This is a genomic window from Streptomyces sp. NBC_00237, from assembly GCF_026342435.1.
In the GTDB taxonomy this organism is placed as follows: Bacteria; Actinomycetota; Actinomycetes; order Streptomycetales; family Streptomycetaceae; genus Streptomyces.
The window spans coordinates 15,692-37,349 of the sequence record NZ_JAPEMT010000009.1 but is presented as its reverse complement, the minus strand read 5'-3'; the positions used below and the strand labels follow the sequence as shown (position 1 = coordinate 37,349).

Here is a 21,658-nt window from a genome sequence, read left to right as displayed (position 1 = left end):
CGGCGCCCCTGCTCCCGGGAGCCGTATCTGGATCTGGTCCCTCCGTCGCGCGCCTGGCTTTCGGAGGTTGCTGCGGCACTCGACGACGTGGCGGCCAAGGCGGGGTTCATGGAAGGCCGCCCCTGGTTCTCGATGCAGGAGCTGGACGAGGATCCGGGGCGTCTTATGCACATTCACACGGCTTGGACCCGCTGGCCTCTCCACGACGACGGCATCATCCAAACCGAGATCGGGCCGGTCCAGGAAGGCGACGGCATGTCGCTGTGGGGCTCGGGCCTGGTCCGTGTCGATGTCAACGGGCAGCGGGTGGAGCTCCTGGTGCGCGGTGTTCCGGCCGCAGGCGTCGCCGCTATGACCTCCGCCTACGTCGACTCGCCGACGCGTCGTACCGGGCGTAGGACTGCACCAGGTTCCGACCCAGGCGTGCTTGGGGCCGGCGCTGTCCGGCGTACGCCAGCGCCCCGCTGCGTCAGCTGTTCAAGGCGGCGGCGATGAGCTGGCGGAGTTCGCCGCCGGCCTGTCCGTCGCCGAACGGCGCGGCTTCGTCGTGGAGTTCGACCAGGCGGCCCGGGACGCGCTGGGAGGCGATCGTGCCGAACAGGGCGAGGGCCCGCTCGGTCTCCAGAGCGCACCGTCGGTTTCCCCGATGGTGAGGTGGGTGCGAGCGAGCCCGAGGTGGTCGAAGGCTTTGCTGCGCACCCGGTGCTCGGGCCGGTGCTCCAGCGCCTGATGGATCAGCAGGACGGATTTCTCGGCACGCCGGGTGCGGGCGTCGCCGGTGCTGTTCTTCGCGGCGATCTGGTGGGCGATGCCGAGGGTGGCGGAGAGTTCGGCGGCGTCGAAGAACGCGAGGTGGGCCGGTTCCTCACTGGTGATGCGGGTGAAGGCGTCCTGGGCCTGGTCGGCGGCGCGTTCACTGTCGTTGAGGTTGCCGAGGATGGCGTGGAAGCGCGCTTCGAGGGAGGCGAGCACGGACGTGGTGGCGGGGGTCAGGTGGCGGCGGGCCCCGTACTGGGCGAGCGCGACCAGGTCCAGGGCGTCGTCGAAGTGCTCCAGGTGGGACATCTGGCGGGCCTTGCACTGCAGCAGGTGCGCCCCGATCGCCCGGTCCTCGCCTTCGGCGGCGGCGTGCAGCGCGGTGATGAACAGGCGCTGGGCGCTGGCGTGACGGCCTGCGTCGAAGGTCATCCACGCGGCCACCGATCCGAGGTCGGCGACCGCGGAGAACAGTGCTTTCCCGGTGGCCGCCGTGTACATGCCGGTGTCGAGGAGGGTGACGGCGTCGTTGAGCTGACCGATGACCGCCTTGCGGGAGAGTGCGCCGCCGTGCCGGTTGTCGAGATCGCGGAAGGTCGCGGTGACCGCCCTGATCCCTTCGACCTGGACCGTACCGATTCGCTGCCCCACCGCCTGTAACGGCGAGGGCTCTTCGCTGGTCGGGGCGGTGGAGGGCCAGCGCTGGAGCGGCGCGAGCAGGTCCTCGCCGGCGCGGACGGAGTGGGCTTCGTCGGTGGTGTGGGAAGTGGGCAGCATGAATTCGCTCCGGGTGATCTCTGCCAGGGCACCGATCGTGCAGGTCACCTCCCACGGCAGATCGAGATGGCGAGCGCCCGCAACCCCGTGGGGCCCGGGAAAGCCCAGATCTGAGCAGATCAGAGGCAGTCCGGCACGGGCGCTGAGGACCTCGGCCAAGAGGGCGGGAACCGGCGGGCGCGGCATCTCCCCCTTGAGCCACCGCCTCACCCGGGACTCGTCCGGGGTGATCCCGCGCTCCCCGCGGTCGGCGGCGGCCACCGTGACGGCGCGTGCCAGCTCGACGTTCGACATGCCGGTGCGCAGGAGCCAGTGCGCCAGCAGCCCGTTGGGCCGCCGCTCTTGCGCGGGCCTTCCCATAGGAGGCCTCCGTGAGCCGAATCTGCCCAGCGTAGAAGGTGCTGTCCCCGTGGGGAACGGGGCCGGATTGTTCGCCGAGGATTCGCCGAGCACTTCCCACCGCCCCTGGGCGGTGGTCCGGGTCGCGGTGCACAAGGTGGTCCGACGCATCTGCTTCAACCACTCCGGCTGGGTGGTCGTGCAGCTCCGGAACGGATTGGCAGTGGCCGGAAGTGGTGCCTTTGTGTGTGGCTCCTGTGACGGTGCGTGTGCGGGGCGAGTTGCGGGAGCACCCGCGTAGTGCGCCGACACATCCGCCCGGTGCACCACGCGGAAAGGAGCTGATGATGAACAGGCGGACGAAGACCTTCCACGGGGCCCTCGCAGCGGCGGCAGGAGGTCTGCTGTCCCTCGGTGCGGCTCCGGCCGGAGCCGCACCCGCTGCCTAGGGCCCGACGGCAGCCGTAGCCGCGGGGGACTTTGTGTGCCCCACGAGCCAGGGGCTTTACGCACACGTTCTACCACTGCGACTACGGGCAGCCGCTGCTCCGGGAGTGCCCGGCAGATCTGCACTCCGACCCGAACCGATTGGTGTGTGACTACCCCTACCGCGTCCCCCAGTAGAGGTGACCCCAGGAATGCCGCTCGGGCCCCGCCTTCAGGGGGCCGGTAGATCAACCCAGGAGGTATGCGTGACCAGCAACGTAGATGAGATCACCACTGACGTCAGCGGCGAGGGAGCCCAGCAGATTCCGGCTGTGGTCAGGGCGGGGGAGGTTTCCGCTGCCGCTGACACGCGTGAGGCTCTTCTGCGGGCCATCGGTGCCGAGGCCCAGCTCGTCGCAGCCAAGTCTGCAGGGCAATCCTCCACAGCCCTGGAGGAGCTCGCTCGCGCCTTCGCCCTCACGACCTCAGGGACTGTCACAGTCGACGGTGCCCCCCAACTGGCCACCAGGCAAGGTGGCCACAAAGTGGGGTACGCAGTGGATATAGACGCCTGACAGGCCCGTAGTCGCTGAGTTGAAGCGGTGGCCCCGTCGTTGGCGAGGCCACCGCCATGTCCGCCCTCGACGCTGTACTCATCCCGAGCTGGGTGACCAAACTTCGATGGCAAACATCCAAGGTCCGCTGCCACGGGACACGGGCCGACGCCGCGCCCGCGCCGTCGGCCCGTGCCCCGTCTCAGTCGACCTGGCCCTGATCTCAAATGATCTTGTTCGATCACTCGCTTTCTCAATTGGATTGGTCCGTCGGGGGCTACCGGATACACGTTGCTACAGCGAGCGTGCCGTGCCGGTCGGGCGGGTCGTGGCCCCGGACCGGTGTCCCGGTCCGCTCAGCAGGCGGTCAGCGAGTAGGCCGGCAGCGGCGTGTTGCCGCGGTCCTTGGCCAGGGACCGGAGCACATCCGCCTGGCTTTGCACCAGGTTCCGTACCGCCTGAGACAGCTTGGCCATCCGGTCGACGTCGTCGAGCAGTGCCAGGCAGGCGTCCACCTCCCAGTCGCCGTCCTGGAGGGCGGTTGTGTCCACGGCCTGCCCCGGGGCGGGGTCCCAGCCTGTCGCCGGAAGGATCCGGAGCAGGCTTTCGTGCGAGAACGGCGTGCGCACATTGCCTTCGCTCCGCGACCCGCTCGCCTCGATCTGGCCCTGTATCAGGACGGCCAGCAGGTGGGGCAGCTGGTCGGCCGAACGGGGTGACAGGTCCCATTCGGTGAAGCACAGGGTCCGTGCCCAGCGGCGGACCCGCGCGAGATTCTCCCGCAGCTGGTCCAGGGAGGCGAAGTACCAGGAGCAGTGTGCCAGGACGGCGTAGTCGAACTCGCCGCAGGGGAAGGCAACCGCCTCGTCAAGGATGTCCAGACTGAAGCGGAAGTCGATGCGGGAGCCCAGCGATGTCGCCTTGAGGTGCTCTGCCGACTGCCCCAAGGTGATCGGGGCGCCGTACGACGGATCCGCGATGTCGACGGCGACCACCCGACCCTGCGGGCCGACGGCCTCGGCGAGGACGGCTGTCATGTCACCCTGCCCGCAGCCTACTTCCAGGACCGACGCTCCGGCCGGGATGCCCCAGCCGGAGACGAGTGCCGCACGGTAGTGGGTCTGGGCCAGTTGGATGTCGGGGCTCACGTCGGCGGCGGCCATGGCGGCTGCGATCGACGGCGCCTTCGCCATGAGATCGGTCTTGTTCACAGAATCCTTCGCCGTGCCCATCGGGTGTCGTGCGCGTCGAGGCCGCAGTTGTGCGGGACGGGGCTGGGAACCGGTCGGTGATTCTCACGAATTATCCAGACATGGCTGACCATTCAGGCATGGCCATCCCTTCGAAACAGTGGAGCCGGACCAGATCGACTGAGACAACACCCACTATCCATTCGCCGAGGACCAGAGCAACTGAGATTTCTGCCGTCCGGCGTCTCCATTGATCTGATCGCCGCAGGTCACCCACCCCGGCCGTGAACCAGATCACTCGAGACGGGACAGCCCGCTCCGCACTGCCTGCCGTGGAGGTGACCCTGCCCGGCGGTACCGGCGTGGTGCGTGCCCGGTTGATCCGGTGACGGCAGACCGGGGCCGGCCGGTGCCGGACCTGACCCGGCTGGCCCGGACAATCGTCTCCCGGGCTGAGGGGCACTTCGGGATATGAGCCACTTGGGGCCCGTCGGGCCGTGAAGCGCTTCCTCTGCGTCAACGACAGGACGAGACCAGAGCCAGGGCCCGTCCTGTGACGATGTCCTCGCGTACGGAGTCGAGATCGTTGTGGTCGGCGGTGAAGTGCTGCAGCAGCCCCGACCGCTGCACTGCCGCCCGCCAGGCCGGACTGGTCGGCAGACTCCCGTCGTACCAAGCGGCCTGGTCGGGTTGAGTCACGGTGAAGCGCTCTCCGGTGAGCACGGCGTCCCAGCCGGGGCAGGGCGCCGACCAGTCGGCGACTTCGGTCACGGGTGCCCAGCCCAGCTCGCGAAGGCGGCTGAGCAGCATGCTGGAGTCGGCCACTACCCGTCTTCATCCGTGTGCGTGACCGTCAGTGTCGGCACGTAGAGGACGCCCGCGAGGTCCGGCTCCGAGAGCACGGCGTACGTGGTCGACTCCCGCACCGGCAGACCGTCCTCTACCCGTCCCATCAGCTTCAGCACTCAGATCTCCTTCGCTCGTGGCCAGGCCCGCAGACCTGCCGCCCCTCCTGCGGTACTCCGGCCCCGGACGCTGCCGGACCGTCGCCGCTTCGTACCGCACGGGACCCCGGCGCCACGCTCCCTGCCTTCCGTCTGGACCTCCTGGCCGTGGAGGGCTGTTCCCGGCCGGGCCGCGTCACGCGGGGAGGGAAGTGTGTCGGCTTGCGGCGTGGGGGGCTCCCCTATCTGTTTGGTCAAGGCGGTGGGTCAGGATTGCGGCATGGCGACTTGGTTCCGGACCTACTACGAGGACGAAGATCTGTGGCTGTATTTCGAGGCCGATGACGAGGGCTGGGCCGCGCGGCAGGTTGAGGTCCGGGGGCAGGACTCGCGTCCGGTGGTGGCGGCCTCTCTGGAGGAGGTGCTGCACTTGCGTGATCATGCCGATCTCGCGGCGATGTGCTGCTATGAACGGCAGTACGGCGTTCTCGCCGAAGGTCCTATGGACGGCTGGCAGGGCCAGCCGCAGGCGGGCGAGATCTCCGCGGAGGAGTTCGAGCGGCTGTGGGTCGAAGCAAGGCGGATTCTCGGCGATTCAGCCTGACTTGACGGGTTGAGGTTCGTAGAAGGTTCCGTCTCGGAGCATGGCGAAGAGGACGTCGGCCCGGCGGCGGGCAAGGCAGAGCAGAGCCTGAGTGTGGTGCTTGCCCTGGGCGATCTTCTTGTTCCTGTGGCTGTGACACCCCCGGCGCCAGGGCCCCGGTTGGGCGGCGCGCTCGGTCGAGGGCGCGGAGGCCGAGAAGGATCAGCGTTCAGCTTCACCCAAGCCGCTTAGCGGTAGAGACACTCCACCCCCAGCTTGGGAATCCCTGGCTGCCAACTAACCTGGTTTCTCAGGCGGGGTGTAGCGCAGAGGTAGACGCGCGCGGTCTCCAGAACTGCGAGGACGCCGGTTCGAATCCGGTCACCCTGCCCGGTCGCCAGCCCCATCGAGTCCCCGGTCAACCCGTTCACGGGGGTCGTCCTGACGGCCTTCCTGAAAGGTCCGATTCGATGCACGAGCCGGGTGCCTGCTCCCTGCCGTGAGTCAACAGCAGGCATCTGCGAGGGCCAACTGCCTGGTCAGCGGTTGGGCACCGGGCAGGGGCCCCTGCCCAGGCTGTTCGTGCGGACCACCACACTTTCTGGAAGTCACTCGCCTCCCCGCGACGCTCACCTCCCCGCGACGAACGATTTCCCATCGCCGACCCGGTCGCCGTACCACTGCCAGGATCGGCCTTCCACCGCACACGCGCACTCTCCCGGAGCGTCAAGTGCTGATGCAGCGAGGGGAGAGCCGCAGCGGATGTTCGTCGTCCGCCGCCGGGTCCACCGGCTCAGTGGCGCGCATGCGCGTCTCCGCACGCCGTCTTCTGCAGGATCCGGCAGCCGCAGGATGAGGGAATATGCTGAACGCCCCCTCTGGCGACGAAGAATGTGACTGTGTAGTGCCTCTTGCCCCCTATCGCCGTATCTGGATCAGTCTCTGGGTTCAGGCCCCCGTAGAAGACGGCCCGGCACTCGCCCAGGCACTGGCTGCGGTGCTCGCGCCGCACGGTGAGGTACAGGTCACCTCGAACGGGCCGTACTGGCGGACCCCGGAGATGCTGGAGTTCTCCGTCCTCCTGACCCCCGTGCTGTCCACCACGGACTGCCTCCACTCCCTGGGCTGCACCCAGGACGTGGACGGGATGTGGCAGGACTGGGAACGCCCCCACCACAAGGGTGCCGTCTTCCTGCACCCCGCGGTCTACGGAGCTCAGATGGGCGAAGAGGAAGCCGCCACCGCACCTGCGTTCCAGCGCGGGGACATCGTGGTGATCCGGGACTGCGCCGATGCCCGGGCCGAAGACCTGGTCGCATCCGAAGCCGTCGTGCACTACCCCTCGTACGACTCCGGCCAGCCCGACCCGCTGCTCCGGAACTGGTTCTACCAGGTGATGCCCCGGGGGCGGGACAGGCTGGAGCCGTTCGACGAACACGATCTCCAGCCCACTGGCCGGTGCATCCCTGCTGACGAAGAGGCGCCCGTACACCTCAGTGTCAGCACCAAGGGCGTCATTACGGACTTGTCGACCGCCTGAACCGGGCAGCGGTCCTGCGATCGAGCACGGGCCAGCTCTGGTACTCATCGCGTCGCCGTCTTCGCCGTTGTCCACCGCTGAGCTTGTCGGCGCGCTCGCGGATGTTGTCTAGGACCATCCCCAGCTTCACGTCCACCACGGCAAGGTCGCCTGTGCCGCGGTGAACGCTTCCCGACCCGCGACCCGCCGTACGACTCCACCTGCTCGACGTGCCCCGCACTGGGCCCCCGGCCTGGCAGGCCCTGGAGCGGATCACGCCGTGCAGGTCCTTGCCTTCCGCGTGACCGACCAGGTGGCCGTCCTGGAACGGCCCCCGCCGCGCATGTGCCGAGGCGTACGGAGTGACACCACCGGCTCACCCAGGAACTGCAGCCCTGGAGTAGACCGGCCAGGCTGTGAGCCTTCACGCCGTCGACCGATGACGAGGAATTCCTGACGCCCGGCCCGAGGTACTCCTCGGTGCGCCAGGACCGGAAGGCCCCCGGGGGTGTGCACGTTCACCGGGGGCCTTCTGATGGAGGTAGTGCTTGAGCACTGCCCACTTCAACGGCCTGCCTGCTGGCTGGGTCACGGTCCGCGCGGAGGCTTCAGTCCCGGTGCCCGCTGCCCGGTACTTCCGAGGGGTGCGGGGCGGCGTGTTAGGGCTGGGGCGGGGGAGCTTCTCCGGGAGGGGGCGGGTATGGCGCAGGCCGGTGTGCCTCCGGGCATGCGGTGGCGGTTGCGGGCGACTGCCCGGTAGACGAGGTGTGCCAGTTGGCGGGCGGGGGTTCGCTGCCTGAGGAGACCCAGGGCCCGCCAGGGCGCCGGGCCCTGGCGGCGCAGTGGGGCGATGGCCTGTGCGGCTCCGGAGGTGTGGCCTGTTGCGGGAGTCCATCCATACGACTTCGCGGTCTGTTTGTTCCGGGGTGACGCCGAGGGCTGGCAGGTCGGTGAATTGCCAGGCGCTGATGGTGACGCGAGGCTTCAGATGCCGTTGGGCGGCGTCGATGACGCGGGTGCAGAACCCGCAGTCTTCGTCGAACAGCAGAGTGGGCCGGGTGGAGGCCCGCGAGGAGGGTGCGGGCGTACGCTCGTGATCGTTGCTGCGCTCTGCAGCACACCAAGGGGCGGGGAACCCGATGACGCGCACGGACCCGAACGGGGAGCTGCACGAGGACATCAAGTGGCGCCGCCGGGACGCGGGCTGGGGCCTCGCCCTCGACAGCCGCTGGGACTGATCCAGCAGCATCCGCGAACAGCCGGAGCGGTCCCGTGGGGTTCCCTGCGGCACCGGGCTGAGACTTTGGGTGGTGGTTGGCGAAGCCCGCCCGGACCACCGCAGTTCAAGGGCCGATGTGACGCGCGGGTGGCGAGGACTTTGACGCGTTGTCGGCGAATCGCAGCACGGAGCGGGTGGCTTCCACGACGAAGCCGCAGGTCTGCAACTGAGCGCCGGAGCTGTCGGCCGTGGCCGCCCCGGGCGCCTATTCGGATGCCGAGCTGTTCGATTCGGCGACGCTGCGCCGGGTCTCCGTCAGGTGGATATTGATGTACCGGCCGAGGATGAGTGGGTCCTGACGGTCGTCTGCTTCGAAGGTGACGCGGCGCAGCAGGCCAACGCCATCGAGGGCGATGCCTTCACGGGCCAGGACGAAGATGAGCGTGAGGAACGCAGAGCGGGCGTTGCCGTCGTCGAAGGGATGGAAGAAGCAGACGTCGAGGTAGGCGCGAGCAGCGCGGGCCGTCAGGCCGAGAGAGCGGCCGACGCCGGGTGTGCCTTCGGCCAGGCTGGCTTCGAAGAGGGTAGGCGTATCCGGTCCGATGCCGTAGCGCTCCTCGCCGCCTTTGGCGAAGGCCGGCGCGGTGCGGAACGGCGGGGGACCAGGTGTGCCGAGGATGTGCTGCTGCCATCTGCTGAGCAGGGCGAAGTCGAGCCGTGCTCCGCGTGCTGCGTCGGCCCGGACCAGTTCCAGGGCGCTGAGCAGCCCTCTGGCACGGGCAGGATCGATGGCACCGTCGAAAGCCCGGATGTCTTCCACCGCCCCGTCGCGGAGGGGCACCACCGGCCCGCCAGCATCACCGTCCGGTATCTCGTCCCACGGCACCGAGGCGCGGACCGCGAGCCAGCGCTCCAAGTGGTCGTGACGAGGGATGGCCCTGCGGGGGCCGGCATCCCCAGGTCGCAGAGAGCGGGCGAGTTGCTCCGCGACTTCGTCGACCACCTCGATGTCTGGACTGGTCCAGCTGTGGAAGCGTCCGCCGATGGCCTTGTCGACCAAGCCCAGGGCCGCGTCTGGTGCGATACGCCACCGGTCGAGAAACCAGGTGAGGACCTGGCGGCAGTGGCTGTGCCAGCCGCTGCCGGATCCGGTGCGGTCGGCGACCTGCAGGATGAGGTTCCGTGCCGCTCGCTCCCACAGGATCCGCTGGTCGGTGACGAGGTTCAGGTCTAGTGCGTACGCATCGAACCAGCCGGCGAGATGCTCCAGCCACTCACGCCACTCGCACAGGGCCGCCTCCACCCGGGCCAGCGTCTCTTCAGGGGTAGTGATCGAGTCCTGCGGGCAGCACCAGCTCCCTACCGGACCGCCGTCGAAGTCGCCCTCGTCGTGCGCCCAGCGCCACCCGACAGCCCACCGGCCGTAGCGTTGGACGAGGGCGTACGACATGGCATCCGCCCAAGACCGGGCCTTCTCCTCGCTCCAGGAATCTGCTGTCGATTCGTCGGAGCGCAGGGGAACGCACTGGGCCGGCCCGAGCGAGCGCACCGTCTGCGCTACGGACCCGCTGTCGAACGGCTGGCGGGCGGGGTCCACGTCGTCCCAGGTCAGGAAGCGAGGAGCCAAGTCAACGATCACCGCGCGATTCTGCCACGCCGACCAAGCGCCTCAAGGCGGAATTTCACCCTCCAGAAGGCGACAGACACGCGGACGCCACCTCGGTGCTCTATCAACGGCCTCGTAGTTCCCCGTGGGCGGCCAAGTGTTCTCCGCACTGGCGGCGGGTCTTGGGTTCCCGCTGGCGGTCACGAGATTTCCCCGCCATAGGTTGGTGTGGATCAGCCGGAGGGCTTCACTCCCTTTCCGGTGGTGGCCTCGGTGAACCTGAACGAATCACCCTGAGTGACGGTGACGTGGGCGTGATGAAGGAGTCGGTCGACGGTCGCGGTGGCCAGGGTCGTGGGCATGATCTCGTCGAATCCGGAGGGATGGAGGTTGCTGGAGACGGCGATCGAGCGCCGTTCGTAGGCGGCGTCGGCCAGGCGGTAGAAGCCCTCGGCGGCGTCCTCGGAGACAGGCAGCAGGCCAATGTCGTCGACGATGATCAGGTCCGAGCGGACGATCTTCGCAAGGGCCCGGGCGATGGAGTCGTCCGCGCGGTGCCGGCGGACCAGCATCCCCAAGTCCTCGATGGTGAACCAGGCGACGGCCAGGCCGGCCTCGACCGCGGTCTGTCCGAGAGCCTCGGTGAAGTGCGACTTTCCCGTCCCTGACGGTCCACAAATACAAAGACTCTCCCGTCGGCCGACCCATTCCAGGCTCTTCAGGGCGTCCTGGGTGGCCCCAGGTATGGAGGACGTGGACTCGTGCCAGTCGCCGAAGGTCTTGCCCGTGGGGAACTCGGCCCGCTTGCGGCGGGTGTGCAGGTTGGCCCGGTCGCGGTCGGCGGCCTCCTCCGAAAGAAGGACGCGGACGACCTCGGCCGGATCCCAGCGTTGGGCTTTCGCGGTGGGGATGATGTCGGTCAACGAGCGGCGGATGTGCGGGAGTTTGAGCCGTTTGGTGAGCTCGATGGCCTCGGCGAGCGGGTCGCCGTTCGTGCCGAGAACGGTGCGGATCGGGGTGGCCATCAGATGTGGTCGCTTATGTCGTACTCGGAATGAGTCTGCGGTAGCAGATGAGGGTGCGGGCGATGCTGGTGAAGGCCAGGAAATGGTCGCCGCCGGCGGAGCAGGTGGGCACGGCAGCGGCGCGCCCGGGTTCCGGCCGCGCCGCTGCCGAGCTGTGGTCAGCCCTCGGGGGAGCCCCGGATCAGTGGAGCTTGTTGACGGCGGTCTTCGTCGTGGTGCGGAAGGCGGTCAGCGGGGCGTCCTTGAGGTCGCCCATCTGGCCCCAGCGGACGAGGGTGACGGTGCGGCCGTCGCGGCCGACGGAGAACAGGTGAATGTCGGAGATGCCGATCTGCGGGTCGGCGGTGTCCAGGCTGTAGACCCAGGCGCCCTCCTCGACGGCGAGCTTGCCGTGGGAGGCGCTGACGGCCTGCAGGCCCGGGTTCTGCTGCTCCAGCAGGGGGCCGCAGCCGGCGAGGGCCCCGCGGAGGGTGTCGACCAGCTTCACGGCATCGGCCTCGGTACGGGCGACGGTGGTGACCTGGACGCCGTTGGTGTCGAGCTCGGTGCTGAACTCGCGGTAACGGGTGTTCTGCGCCGGGATCTTGTACGGGGCGCAGAGGACGCCGCCGTTCTCCGGGACGCCGGTGAAGACCTGGGTGGCGGTCCACGGCGTCGACGACGGCGGCATCTGGGAGGCGGCGAGGAAGGCGGGCTGGGCAGCGGCCTGCGCCGGGGCTGTGGCGAGGGCCGCGAGGCCCAGTGCGGCAGCGGCTGCGGTGGCAAGTGCGGTGCGGAGCGTGTTCATGGTGGTGGATCCCCCGTCGGGTCGTTCGTTCGGTCAGTGCTCAACCAGCGTGGGGCCGGCGCCCGCCGACTGCAACGATCACGCGCCCACCAGCCGTCCCGGAACCATTCCACCCCCGCTGACGTGCAAGGACGTGAAGGATGGGACGCAAGGTCGAGGGGGATGGAATGCCGAAGGACGCCGCCGTCGAGGAGTTCGCGAGGCTCGTGCGCGCGCTGAAGGCGCGGGACGGGAGGAGTTACGAGGCGCTGGGCCGGCGGCTGAGCGTCAGCGCGTCCACCCTCCACCGCTACTGCTCGGGCGCGACCGTCCCGGAGGAGTTCGCCGTGGTCGACCGCCTCGCCCTGCTGTGCGGGGCGGACGAGGAGGAACGGCGGGCCCTGGAAGCGGCCTGGACGGAGGCCGACCGCGCCCGCCGCCGAGTGGCCTCGCCCGCGCCCGCGCCCGCGCCCGCGCCCACGCCTGTGCCGGCCGTGTCGGCCGCGCCGGAATCGAACCCGGAACCGTCCGCGCCGGAGCCGGGCCCCGGCCCCGCCCCGGACCCGACCGCGCCGGACCCGTCCGCCGCGGATCCGTCCAAGCCGGAGGCGCCCCGCGCCCGCCCCCGTCGTGGCGCCCCCGTTCCCCTCGTCGCTGCCGCCGTCGCCCTCGTCGTGCTCGCCCTCGCCGCCGCCCTGGTCGGCCACCCCACCCGTACGGCCTCCGCCCCCGCTCCCGCTTCCACCGCTCCGGGGCGGACCGCGGCCCCCCTCCCCTTCACCTGGAGCATCGATTCCCAGCTCTGGGAGGGCGGCTGCGGGCACACCTACCTCGTGGACCGGGCCCCCCGCGCGGTCGCCCTGCCGCCGGTCGCGGCCGACTCCGGGGCGTGGGCCGGGACGCACGGTGCCGTGCACGGCGGGGAGGCGCTGGTGCGGATCACGGTCCAGGGCCGGTCGCCGTCCGACGCCGTCGTCCTCCATGCCCTGCACGTGCGCGTGGTCGACCGCGCCGCGCCGCTGCCGTGGAACGCGTACCGGATGGACAACGGCTGTGGCGGCGCCGTCACCCCGCGCCACTTCGCCGTGGACCTCGACCGGCCGCGCCCGCTCGCGAGGCCCGTCGACGGCCTTGACGCCTCCGGCGCAAAGGTCCGGAAGATCCCCGCCGTCTCCTTCCCGTACAAGGTCACCTCCTCCGACCCCGAGGAGCTGCTGGTCTCCGCGCGGACGGCGGGCTGCGACTGCCGCTGGTACCTGGAGCTGGAGTGGAGTGCCGGGGGCCGTACGGGGACGGTGCGGATCACGGACAGCGGGAAGCCGTTTCGCACGAGCGGGACCAGAGGGAGGCCGGCGTACGTGCACGACTCCGCCGAAGGGCGCTGGATCACAGACTCGGACTTTGGACAGGCCGGATGACCGATGAGTCAATTCGACTGACACAGGCTGAGCAAGCGCTTAGGGCTCGCAGAGAATCAAAGTGTTGCTTCCGGTGGTGCGGCTCGTTGACGTGATATGGGCATACCGCAGGAGATCCGAGATCAACTGGCCGCGAAGTGCGGGGTGTTGTTCCCGCACCTGGGCGAGCGGCAGTAGCGTCTGCTGATGGGAGCCGAGGCATGGGTGCTGGGGCACGGCGGGATCCGGGCTGTCGCCCGGGCAGCCGGGGCCAGCGAGGCGACAGTTCGCAAGGGTGTGGACGAGTTGGAGGCGGGAGAAGAGCCTTTGGGGCGGGTCCGTCGGCCCGGCGGCGGACGGAAGAAGGCCGCCGACCTGGACCCGGAGAACGACTCCTTCGCCCAGGCCAGGGACGAGTTCGCCGCAGAGCTCAGGCGCCTGCGGATCGCTGCAGACAGCCCGTCCTTCCGGCAAATCTCCGACGCGGCCATCGCGCTGCGGCGGCGCCAGCCCCGCCCTAGGGAGCGTATTTGGTTGTGATCAAGGGGTGGTTCGTGTGAGGTCCTTGATCCAGATCATCGAGGCGCGAAGGTGGAGGCCGGCGAGGTAGCTCTCGGGAGTCTTGTCGTAGCGGGTGGCGATGCCTCGCCACGCCTTCAGTCTGTTGATCGCGCGCTCGACGGTGTTCCGCTCCTTGTAGAGGTCGGCGTCGTGGCCGACGGGTCGGCCGCCTCCGGAGCCCTTCTTCTTCCGGTTGGCGGCCTGGTCCTTCTTCTCCGGAATGACCGCCTTGATGCGGCGTTTGCGCAGGTGGGCACGGTTGCCGCGGGACGAATACGCCTTGTCCCCGGCGACCGCGTCCGGCCGGGTGCGGGGACGGCCGACGGGCCCGCGCACCCGCACCTTGTTCAGGACGGGGATGAACTGCGGGCTGTCCGCCGCCTGGCCCGCGGTCAGGATGAACGCCAGTGGGCGGCACTTGCGATCGGCAGCGAGGTGGATCTTGCTGGTCTGCCCGCCTCTGGAGCGTCCGAGGAGGGCGGCCTTCAGCCGGAGTCTGCGCCGACGCCGGATGCGTCTTCGTTCTTCCCGCGCGGGATCCCTTTCGGCCTCCTGCCCGCTTTGTCCTTCGAGGCCACCCCCTTTGACCTGGCCTTCTCCTCCTCTGCGGCGGCCTTCTCCAGTGCGGTGACGACATCCTCGTCGAGGTGCATCCCGGCCGCGTCATGGTGGGCCCGGACGGTGGTGGAGTCGATGCTCACCAGGGACAGGTCCCCCTCACCGCGCTTCGCGGCCTCCGCGATCAGGCCCTCCAGCAGGGCCTCGAAGACCCCGGCGTCGCGCCACTGCCGGAAGCGATTGTGGACAGTCGACCAGGCGCCGAACTCCGTCGGCATCTCCCGCCACTGCCCGCCCGTCTTGAACCGCCAGATCACTCCCTCGAACTGCTGCCGCAGCCGCTCGGGGTACGGGCCGTACTCGCCGATCGGCAGGTACGGCTCAATGAACTCCCACTCCACGTCGGTCAGTTGTATTCGCGTCACGTCAGCCGGTCTATCGGACCGAGCCGTGCCACGAAGGCACATCCCACAGATTGATCACGACCCGATACGCGACCTAACACAGGCCGCCCGCTCACCCCCGACCAGGAGACCTTCCAGGAGAGGGAAATCCCCCAGGGGCTTTCGCTAGGCAGCATCCACAACGTCTTCAGCGGCGTAAGAGGGTGTTTTCTGCTGATACTTCGCCCGGAAGTGGCATCGTTATAGGGACGTACGGCATTCCGCGGCTGAGAGCTACCGAGTGCCGCCCGAGGCCGTCCGGAGGTCGGCCACAAGTTGGTGCGCGCACTCGTTCTCCGGATCTAGACACTCAACCGCTTCGTGGGCTTCCTGAAGCTGGTCTCTTCCGCACAGCAGCTTCACGAGGTGATACAGGGCACTACTGTCGCCAGCCTCAGCGCGGTGGCGCAGCGCTGCGTCCAACCCCCGCTCGTGAAGCGATCTGTTGAGTCGCCGACGCGCGTGGACGTCTGTGAGTGCGAGTTCGGTGAGCTGCTCGAATCGATGCGCATGAACGAGCAGATCCATGTGCCACAGATGATTGTCATGCGCGAGGAAATCGGTGGAGTAGCACTCGGCACGAGCGCTCACCAGTGCGATAGCTGCATCCCAATCACTGATCTTTTCTGCCGCTTGTGCCTGCTCGCGCCATTCCACAGGGCGAGTATCCCGCAGCGCTTCCTACAACGACACCGAGAATCGGTGCCAGCGAGCATCCTTCGGCTGGTTCCCGGGTGGGCATGTGATGGCGCTTCAGGCTCCTCGCCAGGTTGGTGTGGATTCGTCGGTGAACCCCCTCGGGCGCTGGGGACGCTCACCGAGCGCGGTCCCCACCCCCACCCGGTCCCCACCCCCACCCGGTCCGGTCCCCACTCCGGTCCGCGGTCCGGTCCGGCCCCGGTCCGCCGTGACGGCGGGACGGTGGGACACGAACCGTGACGGGTTGCCGGGCCCTGTCACAGCGAGGGCGGACGACCCGTCGGACATCCGGGTTTTCCGCGCGGTGAAGCTTCCCCGTGATCTTGGACACTCGTTTTCTATGCCGCGAGGTCGTGGTGGTGCCGCTGCCTGGTTTCGGCTGGTGTGAGGTAGCCGAAGGTCTTGTGCTTGCGCAGGCGGCGGCGGTTGTAGAAGGTCTCGATGACCCTGTTGTCCAATTGGTTCATGCAGTGAGTGCGAGGGCCGCGAGCCGGGAACTTCTGGTCTGGGCGAGCGGAGTGCCGTTCCACCAGGCGTCGAGCCGGATCAAGTTGACTGCAGCGGCTGTCAGAACATGGCCGAGGTGCGTCTTGGCCATGCCGCGATAGCGGGTACGGCGCAGGCCGCCGACAGCGACGGCTTGGTGGATGGTTCCCTCGATACCGGCCCTGGCGGCGTAGCGTTCCTTCCACGCCTTGGTGGTCTGCTCGGCGCGGACGCGTTCGAGCAGGGCGTCCTGCTCTTGAGGCCGGACGGTGAGCTGCCGGCCGTACTGGGTGGAGCGGGTGCACTGGTCACGGACGGGGCAGGGGGAGCAGGTTGTGGCCGCGAAGCGGATTCTGATCGCGTCGCGGCCGTTGTTGTCGAAGCCGACTGTCCAGTAGCGGCTGGTCTGCCCCGATGGACACGTGGCCTTCTTTTCCTGCCAGTTGATGACGAAAGCGGACTTGCCGAACCCGACGGACTTGACCTGTTGCGGTGTGCTGTTCGGCCGGACCGGTGCGACCACGGAGATTTCGCGTTCGACGGGAGCGGTCAACAGGAGTTCGGCGGAGGAGTATCCCGAGTCCAGGAGGTGTTCGGCGGGCTTGAGGCTCTTGGCGGTGAGGGCATCGTGCACCGCGTCGACCACGGTGGCATCGTTCGCGGTGGCATCGGTGGTCACCACGTGGGTGATCAGATGCGGCTGCCCGGAGCCGGTGCAGTCCTCGCTCAAGTGGACCTTGTAGCCGGTCCAGGCCGAGCCGCGCTTGTGTGAATAGCGGGCCTCGGGATCGTACGGCGAGGCGATCAGCGCTCTGCCCGGTGGAAGATCATCCTTGCCGCGCCAGCCCACCTCCTGCACTCCGTCGGTGACGGTGCGTGTGAACTGCTGGATCCAGACCGTCCGTAGCACGGTCACTGCGGGGATCTCGCGCAGCCATGTCGGTGCCGTGGAAGTGCGTACGGCTGCGAGCAAACGGTAGCCGTCGGCAGCAATCTGCTGGGCCAGCCGGTCGCGTTCGGACCGTTCGGAGGGCAGCCGGTAGGCATCGGTCCTGGCACCGTAACGCTCCTGCCATGCCGGGTCCATCCAGCTCACGAGCCACTGCGCACTGGCCGCGGACAGTGCTTCCAGGCAGGCCCGAAGGGTTTCGCCGACGAACTCCAATCGGTTTAGGCGCCGGACAGCTGCCAAGGCGTGAGTGGAGTCGGTGCGCTGCCGCCCTCCGGCGCTGACCAGTCCCTGACCGGCCAGGCGCTCCAGCAGCAGGTCCAGCACCCGCTCCTCCAGGCCGTGGTCGAGCAGTCGTTGGCGGAACCCGGTCAGCACCGTGAAGTCGAAGCCGGAATCGGTGAGCTCCAGTCCCAGCAGGTACTTCACGTCGATCCTGGCCCGCACCGCGTGCGCTGCCTGTCGGTCCGTCAGATTCTCAACGAATTGCAGCACGCTTACCAGGGCGAGCTGCCCGGGCGAGATGCCAGGACGGCCGCGGTCCCCGAACGCCTCGCGGAACTCCTCATTCGAGAACACTGAACCGAGTTGGTCGCGGATCCGCATCGCAAGACACCCTTTCGGGAACGCGGCATGCGCGACCGCACTCGTCCCATCCGGAACACAGCCAGAAACCGACCCCATCGACACAGTCGCCACCCCCTGCCGCGGGGCGACCCCTTCATGCACCCCTGACCAGCAGGATCCGTCTCTCCGCCCGCCTCCGACCGAGTGATCGACGTAAACTCCCTCGAATTGAGCAACAGGGTCTCTCGATGAAGTCGAAGACCTCGGCGCGGGCTGTGGCCCGGTCGGGCCAGAAGCGGGTGCCGATCTCTTCTTTGAGCAAGGCCCAGAAGCTCTCCGCGGCGGCGTTGTCGAAGCAGGATCCGGTGCGTCCGCAGCTCTGCCCGAGGCCCAACTTGCTTATTGCATCTCGGAATTGGCTGCTGGTGTATTCGCTGCCGCGGTCCGAATGCACTATGCAGCCGGGTTGGAGACGGCTGCGTCCGGCGGCCATCTCCAGCGCGTCGACAACGAGGCCGGCGCGGTGGTGCTCGGCCATCGAGTAGCCGACGACCTCACGGGTGGCCAGGTCCAGCCAGCAGGCGAGATAGAGGAAGCCCTCGCCGGTGGGCAGGGCGGTGATGTCGCCGACCAGCTTCGTGCCGGGAATCTTGGCGTGGAAGTCGCGGCCGATCAGATCGGGGGCCGGCTTCGCCTTCTTGTCCGGCCGGGTCAGCGACCGTCGCCTGCGGCGGTGGGCTCCCTGGATGCCGTGCTCGCGCATCAGGCGGGCGACGCGCTTGCGGTTCACGCGTCGCCCCAGGCACCGCAGTTCGGCATGGATGCGCGGGACCCCGTAGGTGTGGCGGGAGGCGACATGAATGACGGTGATCTCGTGGGCCAGGGCCTCGTCGGCTGCCTTGCGGGCCGAGCGCGTCCTGGCCGCGGCGAGCCAGGCGTAGAAGGAGGAGCGGGCCACCTTCCGCAGCCGGCACAGGAAAGCGACGCCGTGGGTGGTCTTCTCCGCCTCGATGAACGCGTACGTGTCGTTCACCGATCGCTCTCCTTCGCGAAGAAGGTCAGTACCCACCGCCATCGACCCCGGCCCGCCGTCCGGCCATCTCGCAGTCCCACGAATCCCCCTGTTCCGCATCCCGCCCTGCTCAGTACCGCGAGGATGCCCTCACCAGCGTGAACACGCTCTGCGAATACGAAACTTCGGTATCCACCCGTGACAGGCATGGCCTGACAGACCGCAGTACCCCCATACCGGGAAGCTGTCGCCCTCGCTTTCTCCGCCCCATACTCAGGACGTCAGCCGACCAACCGGCCTCCCGCGCCCACAAGATGGCCTTCGGCCAGGGGCCGGTCCAGGATGCTGTGGGTCCCGATCCGGTGCCACACGATGTGCCGCACCCCGGCGACGACTTCCCGGCCGTACGACCACGTTGCGCGTCCGTCCGGTGCCCAGGTGAGCTCGTAGACGCCCGGAGCGCGGCGGACACCCTTGATCCGTAACCCGGGGCGGAACGGACGGTCGTGGCGCAGGTCGGGCACGAAGGCGTCCAGGACGACGCGGCGGAAGCGCCGGCGCTGGGCGGGGGAGAGGTGCTGGAGGTCGGCGGTGAAGCGGGGGAGGGTCTCGAAGGTGGGCACAGGTTCCTCCGGGCAGCACGACGAAGCCCCCGGCGGTTGCCAGGGGCTGAGGTAGGTGGTGCTCGTTGGTGGTGGGCGTTCCTTGGTAGGTACGCGGTGGTGTTCAGTGGTGCGTGTTGGTGTCGTCCGGGTTGTGATGTGAGGGCCGCCGGAGAGCGATGACATTTGCCTTCGGCGCAGGGCCGCTTGCTTCCCGCCTGGCGGGCACGTGAGAAGAAAGTTCGGCCGTTGCTCCCGCCCTGCGGGACGTACTGCTGGTCGGCCTTTTCTCGCAGTTCAGGGCCGTGTGACGTGGTCTGTATGACGGTGGATATCAAGGTCATTCGGGCCGGTCAGATGTACCGCTACTACCTGCGCCAGACCGTGGTCGGTGACGGCCGCCGCCTGGCGCGCGCGCCGCTCAGGAGCAAGCCGGTGTCCCGGCGGGACGGTGGATGGGTCGCGGCCTGGCCGCGCTCGGACTGGCGGAAGGCGAGGAGGTCACTGAGGCGCAGCTGCGAAACCTGTTCGGCGAGCGGGGCCGTCACCCGTACGCGGACCGCATTGAGGCCGACCGGCTCGCCCAGGGCGACTCCCCGACGCAGGCGTTCAAGGCGGGCGCCCTCGGACGCCGGGTGATGGTGACCGGTGTCGACTTCGTCTTCCGGCCGCAGCCGACGATCTACCTCCTTTGGGCGTTGGGGGATGAGGAGACCCGGCGGGTGATCGAGGCCGCGCATGAGCGGGCGATCGTGCGGGTGGTGGAGTGGATCGAGGACGAGGTCGCGGTGATCCGGTACGGCAAGGACGGCATCTACCGGGTGCGGCCGCCCGGCGGACTGGTTGCCGCCCGCTTCCGCCACTACGAGGCCCGCTCCGGCAGGCCGCTGCTCCACGATCATCTGCTGCTGTCGGTGAAGGGGCAGCGCCTGGACGGGCGGTGGGGGTCGGTTCACTCCCTGGCCCTGCACGAGAACACCGTGGCCGCCTCCGCTCTCTACAACGAGCTCGTGGCGGCAGAGGTCTGCGAGTCGCTCGGGCTGGCCACCGAGCCGCGCACCGTCACTCCGGGGCGCCGACCCGTGATGGAGATCGCCGGGGTGCCGCACGAGCTGATCCGCTGGACCGCCAAGCGCAGCGATCAGATCGCCGCCTGCCGGGAGGACCTGGAGCACGAGTACGTCACCGCCGTCGACGACGATGGCGAGCAGAAGTTCCGGCCCGTGGTCTCCGAGCGAGCCCGCGCCAAGCTGAACGCCATCGCCGCACGCAAGACCCGCCCGGCCAAGCAGCAGACCCGGCCGCTCGCGCAGTTGCGCGTCTGGTGGAAGGCGAGCGCGATCCTCACCTCCGGTGTCGCCGCCGACGTCATCACCTCCCTACTCGAGTACGCCCGCGCCGCAGCCGCGGTGATCCGGGCCCGGGTCGCCGCCGTGGTCGACGTCGCCCTGGCGGCCGTTGACGTCGCCGCGACGGTGTTCGTGATGAACGACGGCGGCCGTTTCCACCGCCGGCACCTGCTCGCCGAAGCCCGACGCCACCTCGCTCTCGTCCTGCGCGGCCGCCGCCGCGAGCGCGGCCTGGACGACCAGATCGTGGCCGCCGCCATCTCCGCGCACTGTCTGGACATCAGCGAGCCGACGACCATACGCGGCCTGGAGGCCGGTGCCCGCCTCTACACCGCCCGGTGGGCGCTGTCCGACCTCCCTGCCCGCCGCCGCCCACCCACCCCCGGGCCCGACCCGGACCGGTACCCCCGGGCTGATCCCGGCGAGCCGATTGCGCCCCGGCCCCCGGGTCAGGATGCGGGGGAGTGGGAGATTCCCCGCATCCCGTTGCAGTACGAGCGGTCCGTCCTTGCCGGTGCGGTGGTGCGGGAGAAGCTGCGCACCGCGACCAGCGTTGCTGTGCGGGGCCGGGCGTACGACGTCGCCCGGCACCAGCAGGCGGCGATGCCCGAGCAGCTGCTCGCACCGGCGGTCGCCGACCACGACCACGACGACGACGAACAGGGCCAGGAGGTGATCGACCTGACGGCACTGCGGGCCTTGAGGAAGTCCCGCACCGACGTGGAAGCCCTCGACCTCACCGACGAACGGCTGCGCCACCTCCAGGACGTGTTCAGCAAGGCGGCCGACGACTCCCGCGCCCGCACGGACTCCCACACCGCAGGGGGCCATGCCGACGGAGTGCCTCCGGTGCTACAGGACGACCAGCAGGCGCACCGCCCGCAGGGACCCGGAATGCACCATGGCCGGGAAGCCGGTCACTGAGCATCCGATGTCGCGGTGCGCACCGCGATGTTCGGCATCCACTTCAGCGAGTGGAGCCCACCGGCCGGGGGTGGAGAACATCGTGGGGGAGTGTGCGACATCAGGGGGACGATGTTGCGCATCCACCCGGTGCGCGTTGCCGCGTTTCCCCTTGACCAGGGCCCGTGACTCTGTTGGCCAATTCCGCTGGCCTGCCTGGCCCAGGGATTCGTGGTGTGGGGCATGCGGGTCTTGCAGGGTTGCTTCTGCGCGTGGGGTTGGCCTACTTGACGAGGGTGGAGCAGTACAGATCGGGCAGGTTACAACGGCACGCTCAGTGCCCGCGCCAGACGAATGCGCATTCCCACGGGTGCGCATTCGTCCGATCGAGCAGAGCATCCGCATTGCCCCCGCCGCCCTGAGCTGAC

Annotated in this window: 17 protein-coding genes, 1 tRNA gene and 4 pseudogenes; 8 read left to right on the top strand and 14 right to left on the bottom strand. The window is 69.0% G+C overall.

What is annotated here, in order from left to right; translation table 11 throughout:
• Positions 1–477 precede the first annotated feature (477 nt).
• On the bottom strand, positions 478–1,893 hold the full coding sequence (locus OG897_RS40515; protein WP_266665470.1) for a transcriptional regulator: 1,416 nt from the start codon (positions 1,891–1,893) through the stop codon (positions 478–480).
• A 459-nt stretch (positions 1,894–2,352) separates the two neighbouring features.
• Here OG897_RS40515 and OG897_RS41125 point away from each other — a divergent pair, with 459 nt between their 5' ends.
• Both OG897_RS41125 and OG897_RS40510 read left to right on the top strand, forming a co-directional pair.
• Complete coding sequence (locus OG897_RS41125) at positions 2,353–2,496, top strand: chitin binding peritrophin-A domain-containing protein (protein ID WP_353963772.1); 144 nt, start codon at positions 2,353–2,355, stop codon at positions 2,494–2,496.
• Positions 2,497–2,564: 68 nt separating this feature from the next.
• Positions 2,565–2,873, top strand: coding sequence for a hypothetical protein (locus tag OG897_RS40510; protein WP_266665468.1), 309 nt, complete (start codon positions 2,565–2,567; stop codon positions 2,871–2,873).
• Between the two features lie 335 nt (positions 2,874–3,208).
• Here OG897_RS40510 and OG897_RS40505 read toward each other — a convergent pair whose 3' ends face one another.
• The 3 genes from OG897_RS40505 to OG897_RS40495 all read right to left on the bottom strand — a co-directional run bounded on the left by OG897_RS40505 (position 3,209) and on the right by OG897_RS40495 (position 5,007).
• Complete coding sequence (locus OG897_RS40505; protein WP_266665466.1) at positions 3,209–4,063, bottom strand: class I SAM-dependent methyltransferase; 855 nt, start codon at positions 4,061–4,063, stop codon at positions 3,209–3,211.
• Positions 4,064–4,558: 495 nt separating this feature from the next.
• Complete coding sequence (locus OG897_RS40500; RefSeq protein WP_266665464.1) at positions 4,559–4,867, bottom strand: hypothetical protein; 309 nt, start codon at positions 4,865–4,867, stop codon at positions 4,559–4,561.
• Positions 4,867–5,007, bottom strand: coding sequence for a hypothetical protein (locus OG897_RS40495; RefSeq protein ID WP_266665462.1), 141 nt, complete (start codon positions 5,005–5,007; stop codon positions 4,867–4,869). The genes OG897_RS40500 and OG897_RS40495 overlap by 1 nt, the downstream gene beginning before the upstream one ends.
• A 259-nt stretch (positions 5,008–5,266) precedes the next feature.
• Between OG897_RS40495 and OG897_RS40490 the strand changes: the two genes are divergently transcribed.
• Positions 5,267–5,590: a hypothetical protein gene (locus OG897_RS40490; protein WP_266665460.1), complete on the top strand. Its 324-nt coding sequence runs from the start codon at positions 5,267–5,269 to the stop codon at positions 5,588–5,590.
• Here OG897_RS40490 and OG897_RS40485 read toward each other — a convergent pair.
• Positions 5,582–5,722, bottom strand: a pseudogene (locus tag OG897_RS40485) (IS110 family transposase); the annotation flags it as partial. The gene OG897_RS40490 and the pseudogene OG897_RS40485 overlap by 9 nt on opposite strands.
• Positions 5,723–5,884: 162 nt before the next feature.
• Here OG897_RS40485 and OG897_RS40480 point away from each other — a divergent pair.
• Together OG897_RS40480 and OG897_RS40475 are read left to right on the top strand one after the other, a co-directional pair.
• A tRNA-Trp gene (locus OG897_RS40480) sits at positions 5,885–5,959 on the top strand.
• Positions 5,960–6,473: 514 nt separating this feature from the next.
• Positions 6,474–7,109, top strand: a complete 636-nt coding sequence (locus OG897_RS40475; protein ID WP_266665458.1) for a hypothetical protein — start codon at positions 6,474–6,476, stop codon at positions 7,107–7,109.
• A 1,463-nt stretch (positions 7,110–8,572) separates the two neighbouring features.
• On the opposite strand, the gene OG897_RS40465 is transcribed toward OG897_RS40475, so the two are convergent.
• From OG897_RS40465 to OG897_RS40455, 3 genes are all read right to left on the bottom strand, one after another.
• Positions 8,573–9,946 (bottom strand): cell filamentation protein Fic, encoded by a 1,374-nt coding sequence (locus tag OG897_RS40465; RefSeq protein ID WP_266665456.1) that lies wholly within the window; start codon positions 9,944–9,946, stop codon positions 8,573–8,575.
• A gap of 200 nt (positions 9,947–10,146) precedes the next feature.
• The gene (gene istB, locus OG897_RS40460; RefSeq protein ID WP_266665453.1) at positions 10,147–10,938 is read right to left on the bottom strand and encodes an IS21-like element helper ATPase IstB; all 792 of its coding nucleotides are present in this window, start codon (positions 10,936–10,938) and stop codon (positions 10,147–10,149) included.
• Between the two features lie 181 nt (positions 10,939–11,119).
• Complete coding sequence (locus OG897_RS40455; RefSeq protein WP_266665451.1) at positions 11,120–11,725, bottom strand: hypothetical protein; 606 nt, start codon at positions 11,723–11,725, stop codon at positions 11,120–11,122.
• A gap of 167 nt (positions 11,726–11,892) precedes the next feature.
• On the opposite strand from OG897_RS40455, the gene OG897_RS40450 reads away from it, so the two are divergent.
• Positions 11,893–13,122 (top strand): helix-turn-helix transcriptional regulator, encoded by a 1,230-nt coding sequence (locus OG897_RS40450; RefSeq protein ID WP_266665493.1) that lies wholly within the window; start codon positions 11,893–11,895, stop codon positions 13,120–13,122.
• A gap of 186 nt (positions 13,123–13,308) precedes the next feature.
• Positions 13,309–13,485, top strand: a pseudogene (locus OG897_RS40445) (ISAzo13 family transposase); the annotation flags it as partial.
• Positions 13,486–13,641: 156 nt separating this feature from the next.
• Here OG897_RS40445 and OG897_RS40440 read toward each other — a convergent pair.
• From OG897_RS40440 to OG897_RS40415, 6 genes and pseudogenes are all read right to left on the bottom strand, one after another.
• Positions 13,642–14,645 (bottom strand): annotated as a pseudogene (locus OG897_RS40440) (IS5 family transposase).
• 252 nt (positions 14,646–14,897) lie between these two features.
• Entirely contained in the window at positions 14,898–15,320 is a 423-nt protein-coding gene (locus OG897_RS40435; RefSeq protein WP_266665448.1) for a hypothetical protein, read from the bottom strand.
• 380 nt (positions 15,321–15,700) lie between these two features.
• Positions 15,701–15,829, bottom strand: a complete 129-nt coding sequence (locus OG897_RS40430) for a hypothetical protein (RefSeq protein ID WP_266665445.1) — start codon at positions 15,827–15,829, stop codon at positions 15,701–15,703.
• Positions 15,826–17,481 carry an IS1182 family transposase gene (locus OG897_RS40425; RefSeq protein ID WP_266665491.1) on the bottom strand — a complete coding sequence of 552 codons (1,656 nt, stop codon included), beginning with the start codon at positions 17,479–17,481 and terminating at the stop codon, positions 15,826–15,828. Before OG897_RS40425 ends, OG897_RS40430 begins: the two co-directional genes overlap by 4 nt.
• Positions 17,482–17,518: 37 nt before the next feature.
• Positions 17,519–18,397, bottom strand: coding sequence for an IS3 family transposase (locus tag OG897_RS40420; RefSeq protein ID WP_266665443.1), 879 nt, complete (start codon positions 18,395–18,397; stop codon positions 17,519–17,521).
• Between the two features lie 260 nt (positions 18,398–18,657).
• Positions 18,658–18,999, bottom strand: a complete 342-nt coding sequence (locus OG897_RS40415; RefSeq protein WP_266665441.1) for a hypothetical protein — start codon at positions 18,997–18,999, stop codon at positions 18,658–18,660.
• Between the two features lie 416 nt (positions 19,000–19,415).
• Between OG897_RS40415 and mobF the strand changes: the two are divergent.
• Positions 19,416–21,251 (top strand): annotated as a pseudogene (mobF, locus tag OG897_RS40410) (MobF family relaxase); the annotation flags it as partial.
• Positions 21,252–21,658: the final 407 nt, after the last annotated feature.